The sequence below is a fragment of the Sutcliffiella tianshenii genome, assembly GCF_016908565.1.
GTDB classification, from domain to species: Bacteria; Bacillota; Bacilli; order Bacillales; family Bacillaceae_I; genus Sutcliffiella_A; species Sutcliffiella_A tianshenii.
On the sequence record NZ_JAFBED010000003.1, the window covers coordinates 401,191 to 415,920 of the forward strand.

Consider the following 14,730-nt stretch of genomic DNA (forward strand, 5'->3'; position numbering starts at 1 on the left):
CACGGTGTTGGACATTCAACAAGCAGTTGCTTTCAAAATGTCGGTTGCACAACACTCTTGAACGTTATGTTGGTTAAGAAGCAGGGGACGGTTCTCTGCTTCCAAATCTCCCGCTTCATGAAAGGAATGATAATTGATATGGATAGACGAAAGAAATACACACGCATGGTACTGAAAGACAGCTTGCTTGAACTCCTGAAGGAAAAACCCATCGCCAGCATCACCATCAAGGAGATCTGCGAGCACGCCGACATCAACCGCTCCACCTTTTACGCCCATTACGCAAGCCAATATGACTTGCTCGATTCTATCGATGAAGAGTTTACAGAAGATATGGTCCATACGCTCAACCAATACAACTTCTCCAAGGAAGATGAAGCCTACCAGATGACCGAGAAGATCTTCGAATACATCGCAGCAAAAAGCGATATCTGCCGCATACTGCTCAGTGAACACACCGAGGTCCAATTCCAGAAAAAAGGCATGAGCATCGCAAAGGAATTCATCTTCAAAAACTGGCTGACCGACCACAAGCAGCTCGACCGCGAAACCTACGACTATCTGAGTATCTTCTATGTAAGTGGCAGCATCTACATGATCAAGAGCTGGCTGGAAAACGGCATGAAAAAAACCCCCAAGGAAATGGCGGAACTGCTTCACCATTTCATTAACAGGGGGTTGTCGGATATGCGGTAGGGTGTTTTTCTATTTCACAATGCCGGAGAGAATCACATTCCATACGATATCAAATTCTTGATTGATGCTAGGCGATGCCCATTCCATCGCAAGTGCCGGGTGATGAAACCGTGCCGTTGCCAGGAAGACACCTGTTGCCGTTTTCGTGGCATCACTGGATTTAAATTCATTGTTAGCGATCCCCTCTTCAATGATGGGGATGATTTGTTTGATTAATTCTTCTATATGATCATGAACCACTTCACCCGACTCCTGGACGAGGGTCGTATACATCGAAAACAACTCAGGATCTTTTTGGACGAGTGTATGTTTAATATTGATCAGCATCTCAAACCATAAGCGCAATCGTTCAGCGGATGAACCACCTTGTGCAAAATCTGCTTTTAATGGTTCAGATATACTGTGGAGCCATCTTTCTGCAACGGCCTCTCTTAAAGCTGCTTTACTTGAAAAGTGCCGATAAATCGTCCCATGGCTTACATTCAGTGCCCTTGCTACATCAACCACACTTGTTTTCTCCGGTCCAAAACGGCGAAGCACTTGTTCTGCTGTATCTAAGATGGTTTCTTTTGTCAGAAAATCAGCCATAGTTGTTTATTCCACTCCAAGTAAGCCCATTTGTTCCGCAGCATAACGGGTTCCGGCAACTTCCTCCGCAGGAACGGCTCTTTCTATTTTTTCAAGCTCCGTTTGGCTTAGTTGAATGCTGACTGCGCTTAGTGCATCCTGTAATTGGGACCGTTTACGAGCCCCGATCAATGGGATGACATCCTCCCCGCGGGAAAGGACCCATGCAATGGCGAGCTCAGCTACGCTTATTTCTTTTTCTTCCGCAATTTTTCTCAAAGCCTCTACTAGTGTTAAGTTCTTATCCAGATTTTCTCCCATGAAGCGTGGTGAGAATGAACGGAAATCTGGTACACTTTGGCGATCCTTCGTCCATTTACCACTTAATAATCCCCGTGATAGAACCCCATAAGCAGAGAGACTGACTCCTAATTCACGCAAGGTAGGCAGGATTTCTATTTCAATCCCTCGACTAAAAAGGGAGTATTCAATTTGCAGCCAGCTGATCGGGTGAATGGCATGAGCACGGCGAACAGTTTCAGCATTCGCTTCCGAAAGCCCGATGTGCCTCACATAACCAGCCTTCACCAGATCCGCAATTGCCCCTACCGTTTCCTCAATCGGAACACTTGGATCTACGCGAGCTGGTTGATAGAGATCGATGCAATCCACGCCAAGGCGCTGAAGCGTGTAGGCAAGATTATTCTTGATTGCCTCCGGGCGATTGTTCATGCCGATCCATCCACCACCCGGTGATCGCAACACACCGGTTTTAACGGCGATGAACGCATTTTCACGTCTTTTCCCTTCAAGGGCTTCTTTTAGCAACAGTTCATTATGACCCACACCATAAAAATCCCCGGTATCAAAAAGTGTGATCCCTTTCTCAAGTGCCTCATGGATGGTTGCGATACTTTCTTTTCTGTCTGCCGCACCATAAAGATCGGACATTCCCATGCATCCTAAACCAATGGCCGAAACGGACGGACCATCCTTACCATTCTTTCTATATTCCATCATTTAAACACTCCCCTTACTTTTATGAATTCATCATAGCACACGCTAATGACAAATGACAAATATTAAATTTTGTCATTTGTTATGTTATTGGATTTTAAAACTTACAATTTGACAAACAAAATGAAACATTGTAATTTGTATGTACAAGCAAAAATGTTAGGGGTTTTTTTATGAATTTAGATGATTTTTTTGATAATTGTCTGTATTTCACAGTCAATAAGCTTTCACGTTCCATTACTAAAATGGCTGAGGAGTCCTTTGCAAAAACAGGGTTATCTCCCACTCATGCCTTTTTGATGATGCTAGTCATTGAAAAGCCGGGCATATCCCAGTCAGAGTTAGCAGAAGCTCTCCACCTTAAGCCATCTACCATCACTCGATTTGTGGATAAGCTTGTGGAAAAAGGGTTGATCGAGCGAAAAACAGAGGGTAAAAGATCGTTAAACTATCCAACTGAAAAAGGCAATGAAATCGTGACAGATATTAAAGAAGGTTGGAAAATATTATTCCGTTCTTATTCCGATATCCTAGGTGAAGAAGAAGGAAAAACACTCAATTCATTAATTAACGAAGCTGGTAAGAAGCTTGAAAAGTAATCCTATTATCCTTTGCTGAAAACGCAAAGGAAATACCACTAAACATTTGCTTGTACAAACAACGAAAAATAAAGGAGACTTTCTAATATGAAAACACTTGTGATCATCACTCATCCCAATATAGAACAATCCCGTGTCAACCGCACGTGGATGGAGGAACTGCAAAAGCATGAAGAAATTACGGTTCACGCTCTTCAACAAGCCTATCCAGATGGGAAAATTGACGTTGCATATGAACAAAGCCTATTAGAAGCTCATGATCGCATCATTTTGCAATTTCCATTTTACTGGTACAGCTCGCCAGCATTATTAAAGCAATGGCAGGATGAAGTCCTTGCATACGGCTGGGCTTATGGACCAGGAGGAGACAAGCTTCACGGAAAAGAACTTGGTCTTGCAATTTCAACCTTTGGTCCAAAAGAAGCATATCACCCAACTGGCTATAACCATTTCACAATGGAGACTTTAACTACTCCACTACAGCAAACAAGCAATCTAATCGGCACTCGATTCATGCCGTTATTTGTTCTAAACGGAGTCATGCATGTCTCAGAAGAAGAACTGGCAGCCAATGCAAAAGCATATGTAGAATATGTACTTCAGTCATCAATCATTAAAGCTTAATCAAAAGGGGAAGCAGGGGGATGGTTCTCTGCTTCCTATTTTTTATTACTCATAGATAAACTATCCTGATATACATAAATATTTTGTCGGAGTTTCCCGAGTAACTATAAACCCTCATACAACAACACCATAATACCAATTAAACAAACGTTTATTTAAAAACATCTATATCAATATAGCTCGGTAAAAAGCATACAAAAATTATAAATACGAAGTCATTCACTTGCTTCTATAAGTTCTCTCGATTCAATATCAAAAATTTTATAACCTATTCCAAACTCATGATCCTTTGTAACAGTAACCTCACAATAGTAGGAAACTGCCCTTCCATAGGAATCCAAGTCAGGAATTTTTCTAAAATCAAATATTTCGTCCATTTCTACCATTCTTATTGTTACGGAACTGGTTCTCCCACCAGAATCTATCTCAATTGTACAAGTCCCTTTTACAACTTCATACTCTTTAAACACCATATATTTCAGGCTAGGTAGGGTTATTACCAGTAACAATCCGCTTAGTATAAATGATAATAGAACTTTAAATATATTGGAGACAGTAACTTCTTTTTCCTTCCACATAAAAACAATCCAAAAAACTCCAATGAACAATAACACCATGCCGAGTATCAACATAGCATAATACATTTGCATCATCCCACTGTATGTAATTTTATTTGCATTTTAATATACGTGATAAACATTTAAAAAGTTTCGTAAGGGAAGCTGGGAACCGTTCCCTCGCTTCCCCATACAGAAAAAACAGTTCTTCTCCAGTTGGAAGAAGACTCATTTAACAATTATATATCATCCTACAGATAGGATTATTGAACATTTTCAGAAATGACGGCACGATCCCTTTTGACCCAGCTACATAAAAATATGCTAGATTCATATAGCAGGATCAATGGGATAAGGACGAACATTTGTGATATAAGATCCGGCGGGGTAAGGACGGCTGATAGGATGACCATGGCCAAGTATACGAATTTCCGGTATTTTGTCATCAAGGCTGGGGTTAATATGCCTAGCTTCGTTAAAAACCATACGATGGCCGGCATCTCAAAGATAAGCCCGAGTGGAATCGTGATCTGGAAAAGAAAGCGGAAATACTTCTCGGCTGTGAACATGGTCTGGAACATCCCTTCTGATAAAGTCACGACGAAACCAAAAACCTTCGGGAATACGACAAAGTATCCAAAAGATATGCCAACTGCAAACAGAATGAACATCACCGGGATTAATAGTGCGGTAGACTTGCGTTCTATAGGCTTAAGGGCAGGTTGGACAAAAGCCCATATTTGGTATGCTGCAAATGGGATGACTGCAGCTAGGGCACATGTGCTGGCAAGAATAAAGTAAACCCACAATATCTCAGATGGGCCAAGCACCGTCAACTTCACTTCAGCCTCCCTCATGATCAGGCTATAGACCTTTCCCACTTGAAAAAAGCTTATTAGAAAAATAGTAGCGTATAAGAAAAGGATCATCAGCAGCCTTTTTCTTAGTTCTGCAATATGTGTGAGAAAAAAAGTCTTTTCCACCAGGCATCCTCCTTTGTAAAATAAATGATGGACTATCCATTGAAAAAGATAGCCCACTCTTTATTACAACGTTTTCTCTTCTACCTTCTTGCTTGTGTCCACTGGTTCATCATCCTTCATTAAATCTTTTGTCCCCTTTTTAAACTCGCGTAATGTGACACCGAATGATTTTCCGATCTCGGGAAGCTTGGACGGTCCGAAAATGAGCAGGGTGATGACAAGAATAATGATAAGACCTGGGATACCAATGTTTTGTAGCATATTTTCGTCCTCCTTAAGATTGTGTGATCAAGTCTTGACCTTGCGTGATATTGATCTTCACTTCACCATTTGGAACCTCGCATTGCCATAACAATGACTTGGCTGCATTTGGACTTTCGATATTGTCAACTGCGTAGGCAGTCCATGTGGCTTTCGTGTTCGAGAGCTCAAGTACTGCATAACCATGGGTGGTGCTATCAAACAATTCAATCCATGGGTTCTCAAGCTTGACAATCTTCTGTATTTCTTTAAAGAGAATCTCGGCAGTAATGGTCGTTACCCCACTTAAGCGGCCTTTCACGATGTCGATTAGTTCCTGTGCGGCGTCAATCGGAATCGGGCCGGACGTATCAGGAGCCTGGTTCAACGCGTTGCGCAAGGTTTCCCTGAGATTACTTGATGTAACCGAACCTACCATTAACTCCACGCCATACTTTTCGCTGGTTCTATCGTATTTATATTGAAGATATGAGGCCTCAAAGGTATGAAAATCACCGGTCAGCGCAATGAAATTATCGATCTTCCCATTAATGATGGCTTGTGCAATCAGATCCCTTTCATAGGCAAAGCCGTCCCAGGCATCCAGGTTCAAATAGCGATTCAGTAATTTCATTTGAGTGATTTGAACTTCGTTGCCCCAAATCTTCCAAGTACTGTTTGCGTTCTTCAATTCATTCAAAAACCAATCTCGCTGTGGTTTGCCAAGCATCGTCCGTTCGGAATGATTAATGGCCTCACAGCCTCCGGAAATATAGCGATCTAATGTCCCCTGTCCACAAGGATGGGCATTTCGATACAAACGCTCGTCCGTTAAAAGGATCGTTGCCAGGTTCCCAATAGTCACAGCACGATATATTTTGATGGACTCCTCAAAGGACTTCGTTCCGTCATAAGGAACACGCGCTGGCATGTACTCAAACCAAACCTGATTTGCCACCAGCCTTCGCGCCGGATCTGATTCCGGGTTATCATCCGGTGCCACTGCAGGATAATGCGCATCATTGGCAAACTCGTGATCATCCCATGTCGCCACCATCCCATGACGTTCATGCAGCTTCTGTAAATCCTTATCTCCACGGTACGTTTGATAAAGCTTTCGATAGTCCTCTTTAGTAAAGGCTTTAGCCTGTCCACTCGGAAGTTTGATTTGTCTATCCTTCAAATTCCCTTGATAGGCAGCATCGCCTACAGATTCATAGATATAATCACCAAGATGCAGGAAGAATAGCATCTCTTCGTCTGCCATGTGACCAAGTGCATTGAAATAACCATTCGTATAATCTTGGCAGGAGACATAGCCTATCTTGGCAGAGGCAACCTGACTATTCTCTTGGGGAAGCGTTTTGCATGTACCAGTTCTACTTACATAACCTTTTTTCGTTGTAAAACGATAATAATAGGTCTGATTTGGAGCAAGCTTGCCGTCCAGATCGATCCGGACCACATTATCGTGATCCTTCCAGATTGGGGAGAAGCCTTTAACCACTACATTTGAAAAGTCTTCTGTTGTACTTACTTCAAACATGACGAACTTTCCTTGGTCGATTGCGTCCATCAGCGTTTCATCATTATCCGGAGATGCATTCTCTATATAATAGATGACATCACTTGTGATTTCTGCTGTAGAGAAGCCATTTTCCTTTGAGGGATCCACTCTCGTCCATAGCATCATGCCACTGGATGTCGGGTCACCTGAAGCTACCGATTGTGGAAATCCTTCCCCAATGGGATAAAGCCCTTTATAAGGCGAAACACCTTCAGCCGCATGAGCCTTTGATAGGAAGGAAGTCAATTTTCCAACTCCTGTCGTCTCTAACGCAACTACTGCGGAACCAGCCAAAAAATACTTCAAAAAAGTCCTTTTAGATTGATCGTACGCTTCCTTTTCCACTCTTCTGCTCTCTCTCAACGCTGTCTCCTCCTCGTAAGTTAGGTACGCTTATAGCTTAATGGGAGAAAATGAACCGGGTTTGAATTATCTGTTACAACCGTATTAACAGCTTATTAAAAGCACGTGACATAGCTGGTTATATTTTCAAATAGATTCGATTGGACCTTCCTTTTCCATAAATTTCGCGGATAAACTATCCTGGTATACATTAAAAAGTTGTCGATATTTCCCGAACAATAATATACCTCTAAACAACCATGCCATTTTTGCATTCACCCTGCAGTAACAGGGTATGCAATGTGTATAATGAAATCTAAGAAGTTCTGAAAGAGAGGTGTGTGATGAGAAGAGCGGTTCTTTTACTAATGGGAATTTCGTTCTTGACTGGGTGTGTTTCAGGGGATGCGAAAGAGTTTATCAGGGAACAAGACGTAAAAGATTACATAGAAGAAGAAATCATCCGATTAGGCGAGGAGGATTATGGACTGACGCTAGTTCCCGATACGGAGGAAATGAAGTTCGGCTTTCAAAATGGAATCCCGTTACGCGATGAAAATAAAGTAAGTGTGCCGGTCAAGGTGAAAGGGGATCCCGTTTTCAAATTTCAAGCCATTGTGCTGCTCGAGGATAATAGTGAAAATAAAAAAGAGATACAGACGATTGACGTGGCCGGGGAGTATGGGAAAGGATTGAAGGATTTTGGCGGTTTTCTTTTGGCTGAGCTGTTCAAGAAAAAGCATGAAAAAGTTTGGAAGCAAATAGAAGGTCTGGAGTCCGGAATCAAGGTGGATCAGATTGAGGTGCTAGCCAAAACTTCGGCCTATATTGAAGACCCACAGGAAGAGGAAAGTATTGTACGGAACATATCGGAGGATTACAAGGAAGGCGAATTCAGCAACATACAAAAGTATGAAGAACTGATGGAGAAATATCTTTATGAAGGTAATGAGAGCTTGGAAAGAGGATATCTACCAGAAATATCAATTAGTATTGAACCTTCCTTCAACTCGACTGCCCAGGAGACATTCGACAAGGTAGTGGCGTTTTTGCAGGAATCTGATCATCTGCCCAAAGGGGAATATTCTGTTTCCTATTACAAGAGTACGAATGGCGGGGAGAGCTTGCATGAATTGATTTTTGTGGAGTAGAAGAGTGAACAGATGCCTCGATTCAGAAAAATTTTAAATGTATCTTTGCACAAATACCTATGATTTTCACCTAATGGTAACAGATAATAAAAGGAAGCTGAGATAATTATCTCCATGCTTCCTTCACTTTTAATTTCAAATTACCGATAAAAACTCAAACCCCCACCACAACCGTAATCGCCCCTTCCACCACCTTATAACTCTTGATCTTCCCGACAGGAATCTTACGGATGATATCCCAGCTATTAAAATCAATCCTGATATGACCGCTCTTGTAGGTAAGGTGTGGCGGCTTATCGAAAATACGTTTATTGAGGATGCTAAGGTTCAAGGGTTTTAGTTTGGCAATCTTGAAGACCAGCTCCCTTCCTTCCATCCTAACCGGCTCGAGGGTGATGGAGAATGAAAGGTCCTTCTTTGTCACCTTAAAGTCCGCCTCCGCTTTTCCGGTGACAGTGATTTCGCCGCCTGTGATTTCTACCCCAACCTCCTGCAGCTTATCATTTCGCCGAAGCACCTCCTGAAGCATGTTGGCTGTGACAGGGATGGGTATACCCTTTCCTTCCTTGATAATGTTGACGCCGCTCTTTAATTTATCGAAAAAGTTCATGATCCTTCACCTGCTTTTCTGGAATTTATCCTTATGGTTCCATACCCCAATATATGCGGAATTCTTCCTGGACAAGCCGTATCGTCGCTTCCAACCTTCATCATTATTGGAAGATAAAAAGGTAGAGTAATAATCACAACAACTTTATTAAAAATCAAAAAGCCACCCGAATCTCAATGGATTTCGGATGGCTTTAAAATTAATGCTTGGCTAATTCAGAGTGGCAACAAGAACCACCAGTCTTATAACTTTGACTTTTCATCAACCGTTTTAAATAAGTTACTCTTAAAGAACACGAAAGTTAACCCAACAGTTATGACAAAAGTGATCGCCATCCCGAGGAAGTAGAAGCTCCAGTGTTCAGGGTAGACGGATAGGAAGGATAGTACGCCTCCCACACCTACAGAGGTAGCTTTCACACCTTGAGCCGCCAAGTACGCACTACCGATTGCACTTCCGATCATAACGGCGATGAATGGATATCTAAATCGAAGGTTAACCCCGTAAATGGCAGGTTCCGTAACCCCAAGCCAAGCAGACAAGGTTGCAGTGAGGGAAACACCCTTCAGCTTTTTATTCTGCTTAATAATGAAGAACATCGTCAATGCGGCAGCACCTTGAGCGAGTGTAACCGTTTCTCCGATCGGCCATAAGGTGACGTAACCGAGTGTTCCTGCCATTTGCAGGTTTACACCCAAGAAAATATGATGCATGCCTGTGATGACAAGCGGCCCGGAGATAAATCCGTACACAGCGCCGGCCAATGCAGGGGATACCTCAAATAGATATAAAATACCATCCGTAATCCAATTCGATCCTGTCATCGTGATCGGTCCAACCACTCCGAACGTCACCAGACCCGTAAATACTAATGCAAGCGGTGCCACAAATAGCATTTGTAAGTTATCCGGGATAAAACGCTTCAACTGTTTTTCAGACCAAGTTAAGATCAATGTTGCAAAAATAACGGGAAGAACCTGCCCCTGATAGCCGATTCTCGCAATGTCCCAGCCAAAAAGGCTCCAATGCTCCACATCCCCTGGATTTTCTGCGTACGCATAAGCAGACATCAAGGAAGGATGGACCAACAATAGACCTAAAACGATACCTAGTAATTGACTGCCTCCAAACTTCTTGGCAGCAGACCATGCAATGAGTACAGGCAGGAATGTAAACGCTGTATTTGCAATCACATTGATATACTCAGCAAAGCCTGTCCAGCCGGTGTGCACGTCAAGCAACGATTGTTCATCATAAAAAATACCAGGGTTGGCAAGCAGGTTATTTAACCCTAAAAGTAGCCCGGCAGCAACAATAGCCGGCAGTATCGGGATGAAAATATCCGCTAAGATCCTTACACCTTTTTGAATGACATTGCCTTTCTCAGCAGTGATTTTTTTCATTTCATCAGTAGACGCTTCATCTGCACCGGTTTGGTCAACAAACTCCTTGTAAAACCTTTTCAACCAATCCCGGACCAATGATTACCTGGAACTGACCATTTGCTGCGAACGTTCCCTTGACCAATTCATTTTCCTCTAATGCTTCTTTATTTACTAAACTATCATCTACTAATATCAAGCGGAGTCGAGTCACACAATGCGATGCATTACTGACATTTTCAGGTCCGCCGATATTTTTTATTATATCAGCAACATTCTCTTTGAATCCCAATCTCATGACCTCCTCGGTTAATCGCTTACAAAAATATTTTAACTTGTTTAAACAAGTTCGATATAGTACAGTATAAATTGTTATAGCATGATGTCAAGCAAATTCTAAAAAGGAGTGTTGTATGTTGGATATAAGAGTCACGCCGATGAGCCACTTCGGTTCTTACATGGCACTCACATACCAAGAGAGTGAAACCCCCGGGAAAAATGGGATTTACATTAATTCTGTAAGAGGAAAATCCAAGCAGCATCAGAACGCCCTCAAAATTATCCCTACAGTGAATGGTACTCCTGTTGACTACACATATAAAGCCGATGAATTCCAGATCTCCCTATCATTCGATGGAGGGGAAATGCACCTCTGCTTTGAAGATTCAGAGAGAATTTTTGTAAAAGGCAGTGGAGATAATGTTGGACTAACACTTGATACCCAGCCTGTCTTCAACTTTGAATATAACTATCTATTGGGAAACGCCGGTGAAGAATTCTGTATTGTGAATAGCTACAAAAATCTGACCAAGTACATGATTTTCGCACCAAACGGCTCTGTCAGCCTGCAGCAGAATGTATTCATGGACACGACAGGTAGTACGAATAAGGCAGATAATATGTCTAGTATACACATAACCTCTGAAGTGGATGCTGAAGACTTCCTATGTGTAATAGAAGATGTGCCAACACATGGCTGCATGCCTGAAAAGAGATCCTATTCGTTCGAAGCGGCACTAGAAAAAAGCAAGAATCACTTTTTGGAATTTTTATCAAAACAACCTGCTGTCCCAAAAGGATACGAGCAAACCTTAAGAGAAGCCGCATACCTGAACTGGAGTTGCATCGTCAATGAACAAGGCCTTCTGAAAAGAAAAGCCATGTATATGTCGAATGCGAATTTCCCTGGTGTATGGAGCTGGGATAATGCCTTTAATGCCCTAGCCTTGGCAGGAGTAGATGATAAGCTTGCCTGGGACCAGATACAACTACTATTTGATCACCAGGATGAGAAAGGGCAGATTCCCGGGTCCGTCAGTGATTCGACCATCCGCTGGAATTTCTCGAAGCCCCCGGTTCAAGGGCTTTTCGTATTGAAGATGATGGAGAAAATGACGCTTTCCACCGAGCAATTGGAGACGATTTTTTCTCAGATCAAAAGACATGTTCAATTTTATCTTCAGTATAAGGATTACAATAAGGATGGCATCTGCGAGTACCATCACGGCAATGATTCAGGTCAGGATAACAGCACTGTTTTCAGGGACGCGAATATCATCGATTCCCCTGACTTAACTGCATTCATGATCAAATCGATGGAGATGCTTTCTGTAGTGGCAGGAAAGTTGGACCGTGAACAGGATAAAGAGTACTGGGAAAAAGAAGCAGAACTGTACACAAGTAAGTTTTGTGATTACTTTCTGGTTGATGATGTTCCAAGAGCTCGTTTTACAAGAGATGCAAAAATTATTGAGAGTCAATCGATCCTTCCACTCATGGCAGTTATTATTGCTAATAGATTGCCGGAAGCGGCTAGAAGAAAAATCATTCAGCTCTTACGCAGCGACAAGTATTTGACAGAGTGGGGAATTGCCTCAGAAGCAATCGACAGTCCCTTGTACGAAGAGGATGCGTACTGGAGAGGACCGATCTGGGCACCTACCACCCTTCTTTTCGCAGAGGCATTTGAAGAATGCGGCGAACAGGAACTTGCCGAAGAAGTAGCCCAGAAATTTCTGGCACTCTGCAAAAAAGGCGGATTTGCAGAAAACTTCCACGCAGAAACGGGAGAAGGACTAAGAGACCTTGCACACACATGGACTTCCAGTGTATTTATCCATCTCGCCGGGAAGCTGGCAAAATAAAAAAAGTGTACGAGAATGGAATCCGTTCTCGTACACTTTTTCATTTTCGCTGTGTTTGATCAAAAAAGACAAAATTCCCTGGAGTGTGCCGGGATTGAGTATGTTCAAACATGACGCCATCTGCATTAAAAATGTGACTCGTCACAACCACAACGCTGTTGAATCCATCCAGCTTCAAATATTTCTCGTCAGCTTCGGTAGTTCTTTCCACCACCATCTTACGCTTTGCTGTGACCGCCCTTTGATTCAGTTCTCTTGCCAGATATTCATAGATGGAATCCTCCGCTATATCCACAGTCAGGCCTTTCACGACATCCTTCCTGAAATAATTATAGTCCATGATTACAGGGTTGCCTTCTAAATGCCGGACACGTTGGATATGGTACACTTCGACACCGATTGGAAGCAGCGTGTGCTCATGAATCGCTTCATCCACTGTCAATTCTTCAAATACAACCACTTTCGTCTCATGCTTCTTAAGATTTCGAAGGGCAAACTCTTTGAAGGTTTCCGTCTCCCCAAACATATACTCATTCTGCTTGAAATCCTGATAAATCACCCGTGCACCCTGCCCATGCTTCGTTTGCACATACCCATCATTCACAAGATTACCAATCGCTCTTCGCACGGTATTCCTTGAGCACTCATATTCCTTTACGAGCGTATTCTCTGAAGGGAGCAATTGCTGATACTCATACATATTCTTTTCTATTTTCTGCTTCAAATCTTCATATATTTCCACATATTTTGTTTTTGGCATAATTGCCTCCCATGTTACCTGACTGTATGTAATATGCTTGGAGGGTTTAATAGATCTGCCTGCCAATGCATAAGTCTCTCATTGTTTATATAGTAGATAGTATCATAATCTCCCGCAGGATTTCTCTGCTTGCGGGAAAATTTCTTGAAGAGCAATTTTTATGTTATGATGTTTAGGTTATTCATCAACCATCTGACCTTACATCAAGCAAAGAAATGAGAGATATTTATGCATTCAGATACATTGACGAGGCAGCATTGGCTGCTTATTATTACACTTAGTTTATTAACCTTTGTTCTTGGGACAAGCGAGTTTGTGATAGTGGGGATATTGACGGATATTTCCTCAAGCCTTACGATGTCCAATGCAAAAGCGGGTACGCTCGTTTCTGCGTTTGCGATTACGTTTGCCATTGCCACGCCCTTAGTGATGTCGGCAACGAGCCATTTCCCTAAGCGTAAATGGATGCTGGCTTTGATTGTTGCCTTCATTTTATTCAATGCGCTGTGTGCCTTATCTACATCGTATGCAATGCTGCTTACATTCCGGATCTTGACAGCGATTGTGACAGGTGTGCTCATCTCCCTGGCCATGATCGTGGCGAGTGAAACCATGCCAGCGAAAAAGCGTGGACTAGCCATCTCATTCGTGTTCGGCGGCTTTACCCTTGCGAATGTGGTCGGTGTGCCGATCGGGACGGTCGTGTCATCGTGGTTCGGCTGGAATGCCACCTTTATGCTGACCACGATACTCGGTGGAGTCGCATTCCTGGCTTCCTATTTCGTACTGCCAAGCGGACTCAGCCAGGTTCGCAGCTCGATCCGGGATCAGTTCACCCTACTGACAAACCCGAGGATCTTGATTGCCTTTTTCATTCCAGCCCTCGGATTCGGGGCAACGTATGCCGTATTCACATATCTCGTTCCCATCTTAAAAGGAATGGGAGCACCGGACTATTCCATCAGTTTGATCTTGTTCGTCTACGGCTTCATCTCGATCTTCAGCAACATCCTGGCAGGTAAAATTGCAAGCCACAATCCAATCGGCCGCCTGCGGTTCGTCTTTCTCGTGCAGGCATTTATCCTGGCAAGCCTATACTTCACGACAGGCTATTTTACACTGGGATTGATCAACATTGGGCTGATGTCGTTAACGGCTATTCTCTTGACCACATCCACCCAGCTCTACCTGATAGACCTTGCCAAAATCTATCAGCCGAGTGCAACCGGACTCGCCGCATCGCTCATGCCTGTCGCAAGCAACGTCGGCATCGCCTTCGGTTCAGCCCTCGGCGGATTCGTCTACCATCAAGGCGGCCTCATCCATGTAACCTGGGTCGGCGCGATCGTAGCAGTGTGTGCCAGCTTTCTTACCTTCCTGAGTTATAGATTGGATAAGAAAACAGCGAGAAAGCAGCGGGACGGTTCTCTGCTTCCTAATTGAAGCGTATAAAAAAGTCTTCTTCCAGCCGGGAGAAGACTTTTTTTTGAT

14 protein-coding genes and 1 pseudogene are annotated in these 14,730 nt (G+C 43.0%); 6 read left to right on the plus strand and 9 right to left on the minus strand.

The genetic code is table 11. The features are described 5' to 3' along the window. The first annotated feature begins 138 nt into the window (after positions 1 to 138). Positions 139 to 696, plus strand: a complete 558-nt coding sequence (locus tag JOC95_RS08910; protein ID WP_338083076.1) for a TetR/AcrR family transcriptional regulator — start codon at positions 139 to 141, stop codon at positions 694 to 696. A gap of 9 nt (positions 697 to 705) precedes the next feature. Here JOC95_RS08910 and JOC95_RS08915 read toward each other — a convergent pair whose 3' ends face one another. Continuing rightward, entirely contained in the window at positions 706 to 1,284 is a 579-nt protein-coding gene (locus JOC95_RS08915; RefSeq protein ID WP_204415286.1) for a TetR/AcrR family transcriptional regulator, read from the minus strand. A gap of 6 nt (positions 1,285 to 1,290) precedes the next feature. Further along, positions 1,291 to 2,283, minus strand: a complete 993-nt coding sequence (locus JOC95_RS08920) for an aldo/keto reductase (RefSeq protein WP_239582791.1) — start codon at positions 2,281 to 2,283, stop codon at positions 1,291 to 1,293. A gap of 170 nt (positions 2,284 to 2,453) precedes the next feature. Between JOC95_RS08920 and JOC95_RS08925 the strand changes: the two genes are divergently transcribed. Both JOC95_RS08925 and JOC95_RS08930 read left to right on the plus strand, forming a co-directional pair. Beyond that, a complete protein-coding gene (locus JOC95_RS08925) occupies positions 2,454 to 2,879 on the plus strand; it encodes a MarR family winged helix-turn-helix transcriptional regulator (RefSeq protein WP_204415288.1) in 426 nt (141 codons plus the stop codon). A gap of 87 nt (positions 2,880 to 2,966) precedes the next feature. Beyond that, positions 2,967 to 3,503, plus strand: a complete 537-nt coding sequence (locus JOC95_RS08930) for an NAD(P)H-dependent oxidoreductase (RefSeq protein ID WP_204415290.1) — start codon at positions 2,967 to 2,969, stop codon at positions 3,501 to 3,503. A 215-nt stretch (positions 3,504 to 3,718) separates the two neighbouring features. On the opposite strand, the gene JOC95_RS08935 is transcribed toward JOC95_RS08930, so the two are convergent. The 4 genes from JOC95_RS08935 to JOC95_RS08950 all read right to left on the minus strand — a co-directional run bounded on the left by JOC95_RS08935 (position 3,719) and on the right by JOC95_RS08950 (position 7,213). Beyond that, a complete protein-coding gene (locus tag JOC95_RS08935; protein ID WP_204415292.1) occupies positions 3,719 to 4,147 on the minus strand; it encodes a hypothetical protein in 429 nt (142 codons plus the stop codon). A 176-nt stretch (positions 4,148 to 4,323) separates the two neighbouring features. Then, positions 4,324 to 5,043 (minus strand): twin-arginine translocase subunit TatC, encoded by a 720-nt coding sequence (tatC, locus tag JOC95_RS08940; protein WP_204415294.1) that lies wholly within the window; start codon positions 5,041 to 5,043, stop codon positions 4,324 to 4,326. Between the two features lie 63 nt (positions 5,044 to 5,106). Further along, complete coding sequence (gene tatA, locus JOC95_RS08945) at positions 5,107 to 5,304, minus strand: twin-arginine translocase TatA/TatE family subunit (protein WP_204415296.1); 198 nt, start codon at positions 5,302 to 5,304, stop codon at positions 5,107 to 5,109. Positions 5,305 to 5,317: 13 nt separating this feature from the next. Continuing rightward, positions 5,318 to 7,213, minus strand: a complete 1,896-nt coding sequence (locus JOC95_RS08950; protein ID WP_204415298.1) for an alkaline phosphatase D family protein — start codon at positions 7,211 to 7,213, stop codon at positions 5,318 to 5,320. A 323-nt stretch (positions 7,214 to 7,536) separates the two neighbouring features. Here JOC95_RS08950 and JOC95_RS08955 point away from each other — a divergent pair, with 323 nt between their 5' ends. After that, entirely contained in the window at positions 7,537 to 8,343 is an 807-nt protein-coding gene (locus tag JOC95_RS08955) for a hypothetical protein (RefSeq protein ID WP_204415300.1), read from the plus strand. Positions 8,344 to 8,497: 154 nt separating this feature from the next. Here JOC95_RS08955 and JOC95_RS08960 read toward each other — a convergent pair whose 3' ends face one another. Further along, positions 8,498 to 8,953, minus strand: coding sequence for a hypothetical protein (locus JOC95_RS08960; protein ID WP_204415302.1), 456 nt, complete (start codon positions 8,951 to 8,953; stop codon positions 8,498 to 8,500). Between the two features lie 242 nt (positions 8,954 to 9,195). Beyond that, positions 9,196 to 10,633, minus strand: a pseudogene (locus JOC95_RS08965) (PTS transporter subunit EIIC). Positions 10,634 to 10,748: 115 nt separating this feature from the next. Between JOC95_RS08965 and JOC95_RS08970 the strand changes: the two are divergent. Further along, positions 10,749 to 12,479: an amylo-alpha-1,6-glucosidase gene (locus tag JOC95_RS08970; RefSeq protein WP_239582792.1), complete on the plus strand. Its 1,731-nt coding sequence runs from the start codon at positions 10,749 to 10,751 to the stop codon at positions 12,477 to 12,479. A gap of 40 nt (positions 12,480 to 12,519) precedes the next feature. Here JOC95_RS08970 and JOC95_RS08975 read toward each other — a convergent pair whose 3' ends face one another. Further along, on the minus strand, positions 12,520 to 13,239 hold the full coding sequence (locus JOC95_RS08975) for a UTRA domain-containing protein (RefSeq protein WP_204415304.1): 720 nt from the start codon (positions 13,237 to 13,239) through the stop codon (positions 12,520 to 12,522). 228 nt (positions 13,240 to 13,467) lie between these two features. On the opposite strand from JOC95_RS08975, the gene JOC95_RS08980 reads away from it, so the two are divergent. Next, complete coding sequence (locus JOC95_RS08980; RefSeq protein WP_204415307.1) at positions 13,468 to 14,682, plus strand: MFS transporter; 1,215 nt, start codon at positions 13,468 to 13,470, stop codon at positions 14,680 to 14,682. The last annotated feature ends 48 nt before the right edge of the window (positions 14,683 to 14,730 follow it).

What these genes read in the sequence shown, in the direction of transcription:
- JOC95_RS08935 (WP_204415292.1), bottom strand. Translation starts at nt 4,147, where the DNA reads ATGTATTATGCTATGTTGATACTCGGCATGGTGTTATTGTTCATTGGA.
- JOC95_RS08920 (WP_239582791.1), bottom strand. Translation starts at nt 2,283, where the DNA reads ATGATGGAATATAGAAAGAATGGTAAGGATGGTCCGTCCGTTTCGGCC.
- JOC95_RS08910 (WP_338083076.1), top strand. Translation starts at nt 139, where the DNA reads ATGGATAGACGAAAGAAATACACACGCATGGTACTGAAAGACAGCTTG.
- JOC95_RS08980 (WP_204415307.1), top strand. Translation starts at nt 13,468, where the DNA reads ATGCATTCAGATACATTGACGAGGCAGCATTGGCTGCTTATTATTACA.
- JOC95_RS08975 (WP_204415304.1), bottom strand. Translation starts at nt 13,239, where the DNA reads ATGCCAAAAACAAAATATGTGGAAATATATGAAGATTTGAAGCAGAAA.
- tatA (WP_204415296.1), bottom strand. Translation starts at nt 5,304, where the DNA reads ATGCTACAAAACATTGGTATCCCAGGTCTTATCATTATTCTTGTCATC.
- JOC95_RS08955 (WP_204415300.1), top strand. Translation starts at nt 7,537, where the DNA reads ATGAGAAGAGCGGTTCTTTTACTAATGGGAATTTCGTTCTTGACTGGG.
- JOC95_RS08970 (WP_239582792.1), top strand. Translation starts at nt 10,749, where the DNA reads ATGTTGGATATAAGAGTCACGCCGATGAGCCACTTCGGTTCTTACATG.
- JOC95_RS08930 (WP_204415290.1), top strand. Translation starts at nt 2,967, where the DNA reads ATGAAAACACTTGTGATCATCACTCATCCCAATATAGAACAATCCCGT.
- JOC95_RS08960 (WP_204415302.1), bottom strand. Translation starts at nt 8,953, where the DNA reads ATGAACTTTTTCGATAAATTAAAGAGCGGCGTCAACATTATCAAGGAA.
- JOC95_RS08915 (WP_204415286.1), bottom strand. Translation starts at nt 1,284, where the DNA reads ATGGCTGATTTTCTGACAAAAGAAACCATCTTAGATACAGCAGAACAA.
- JOC95_RS08925 (WP_204415288.1), top strand. Translation starts at nt 2,454, where the DNA reads ATGAATTTAGATGATTTTTTTGATAATTGTCTGTATTTCACAGTCAAT.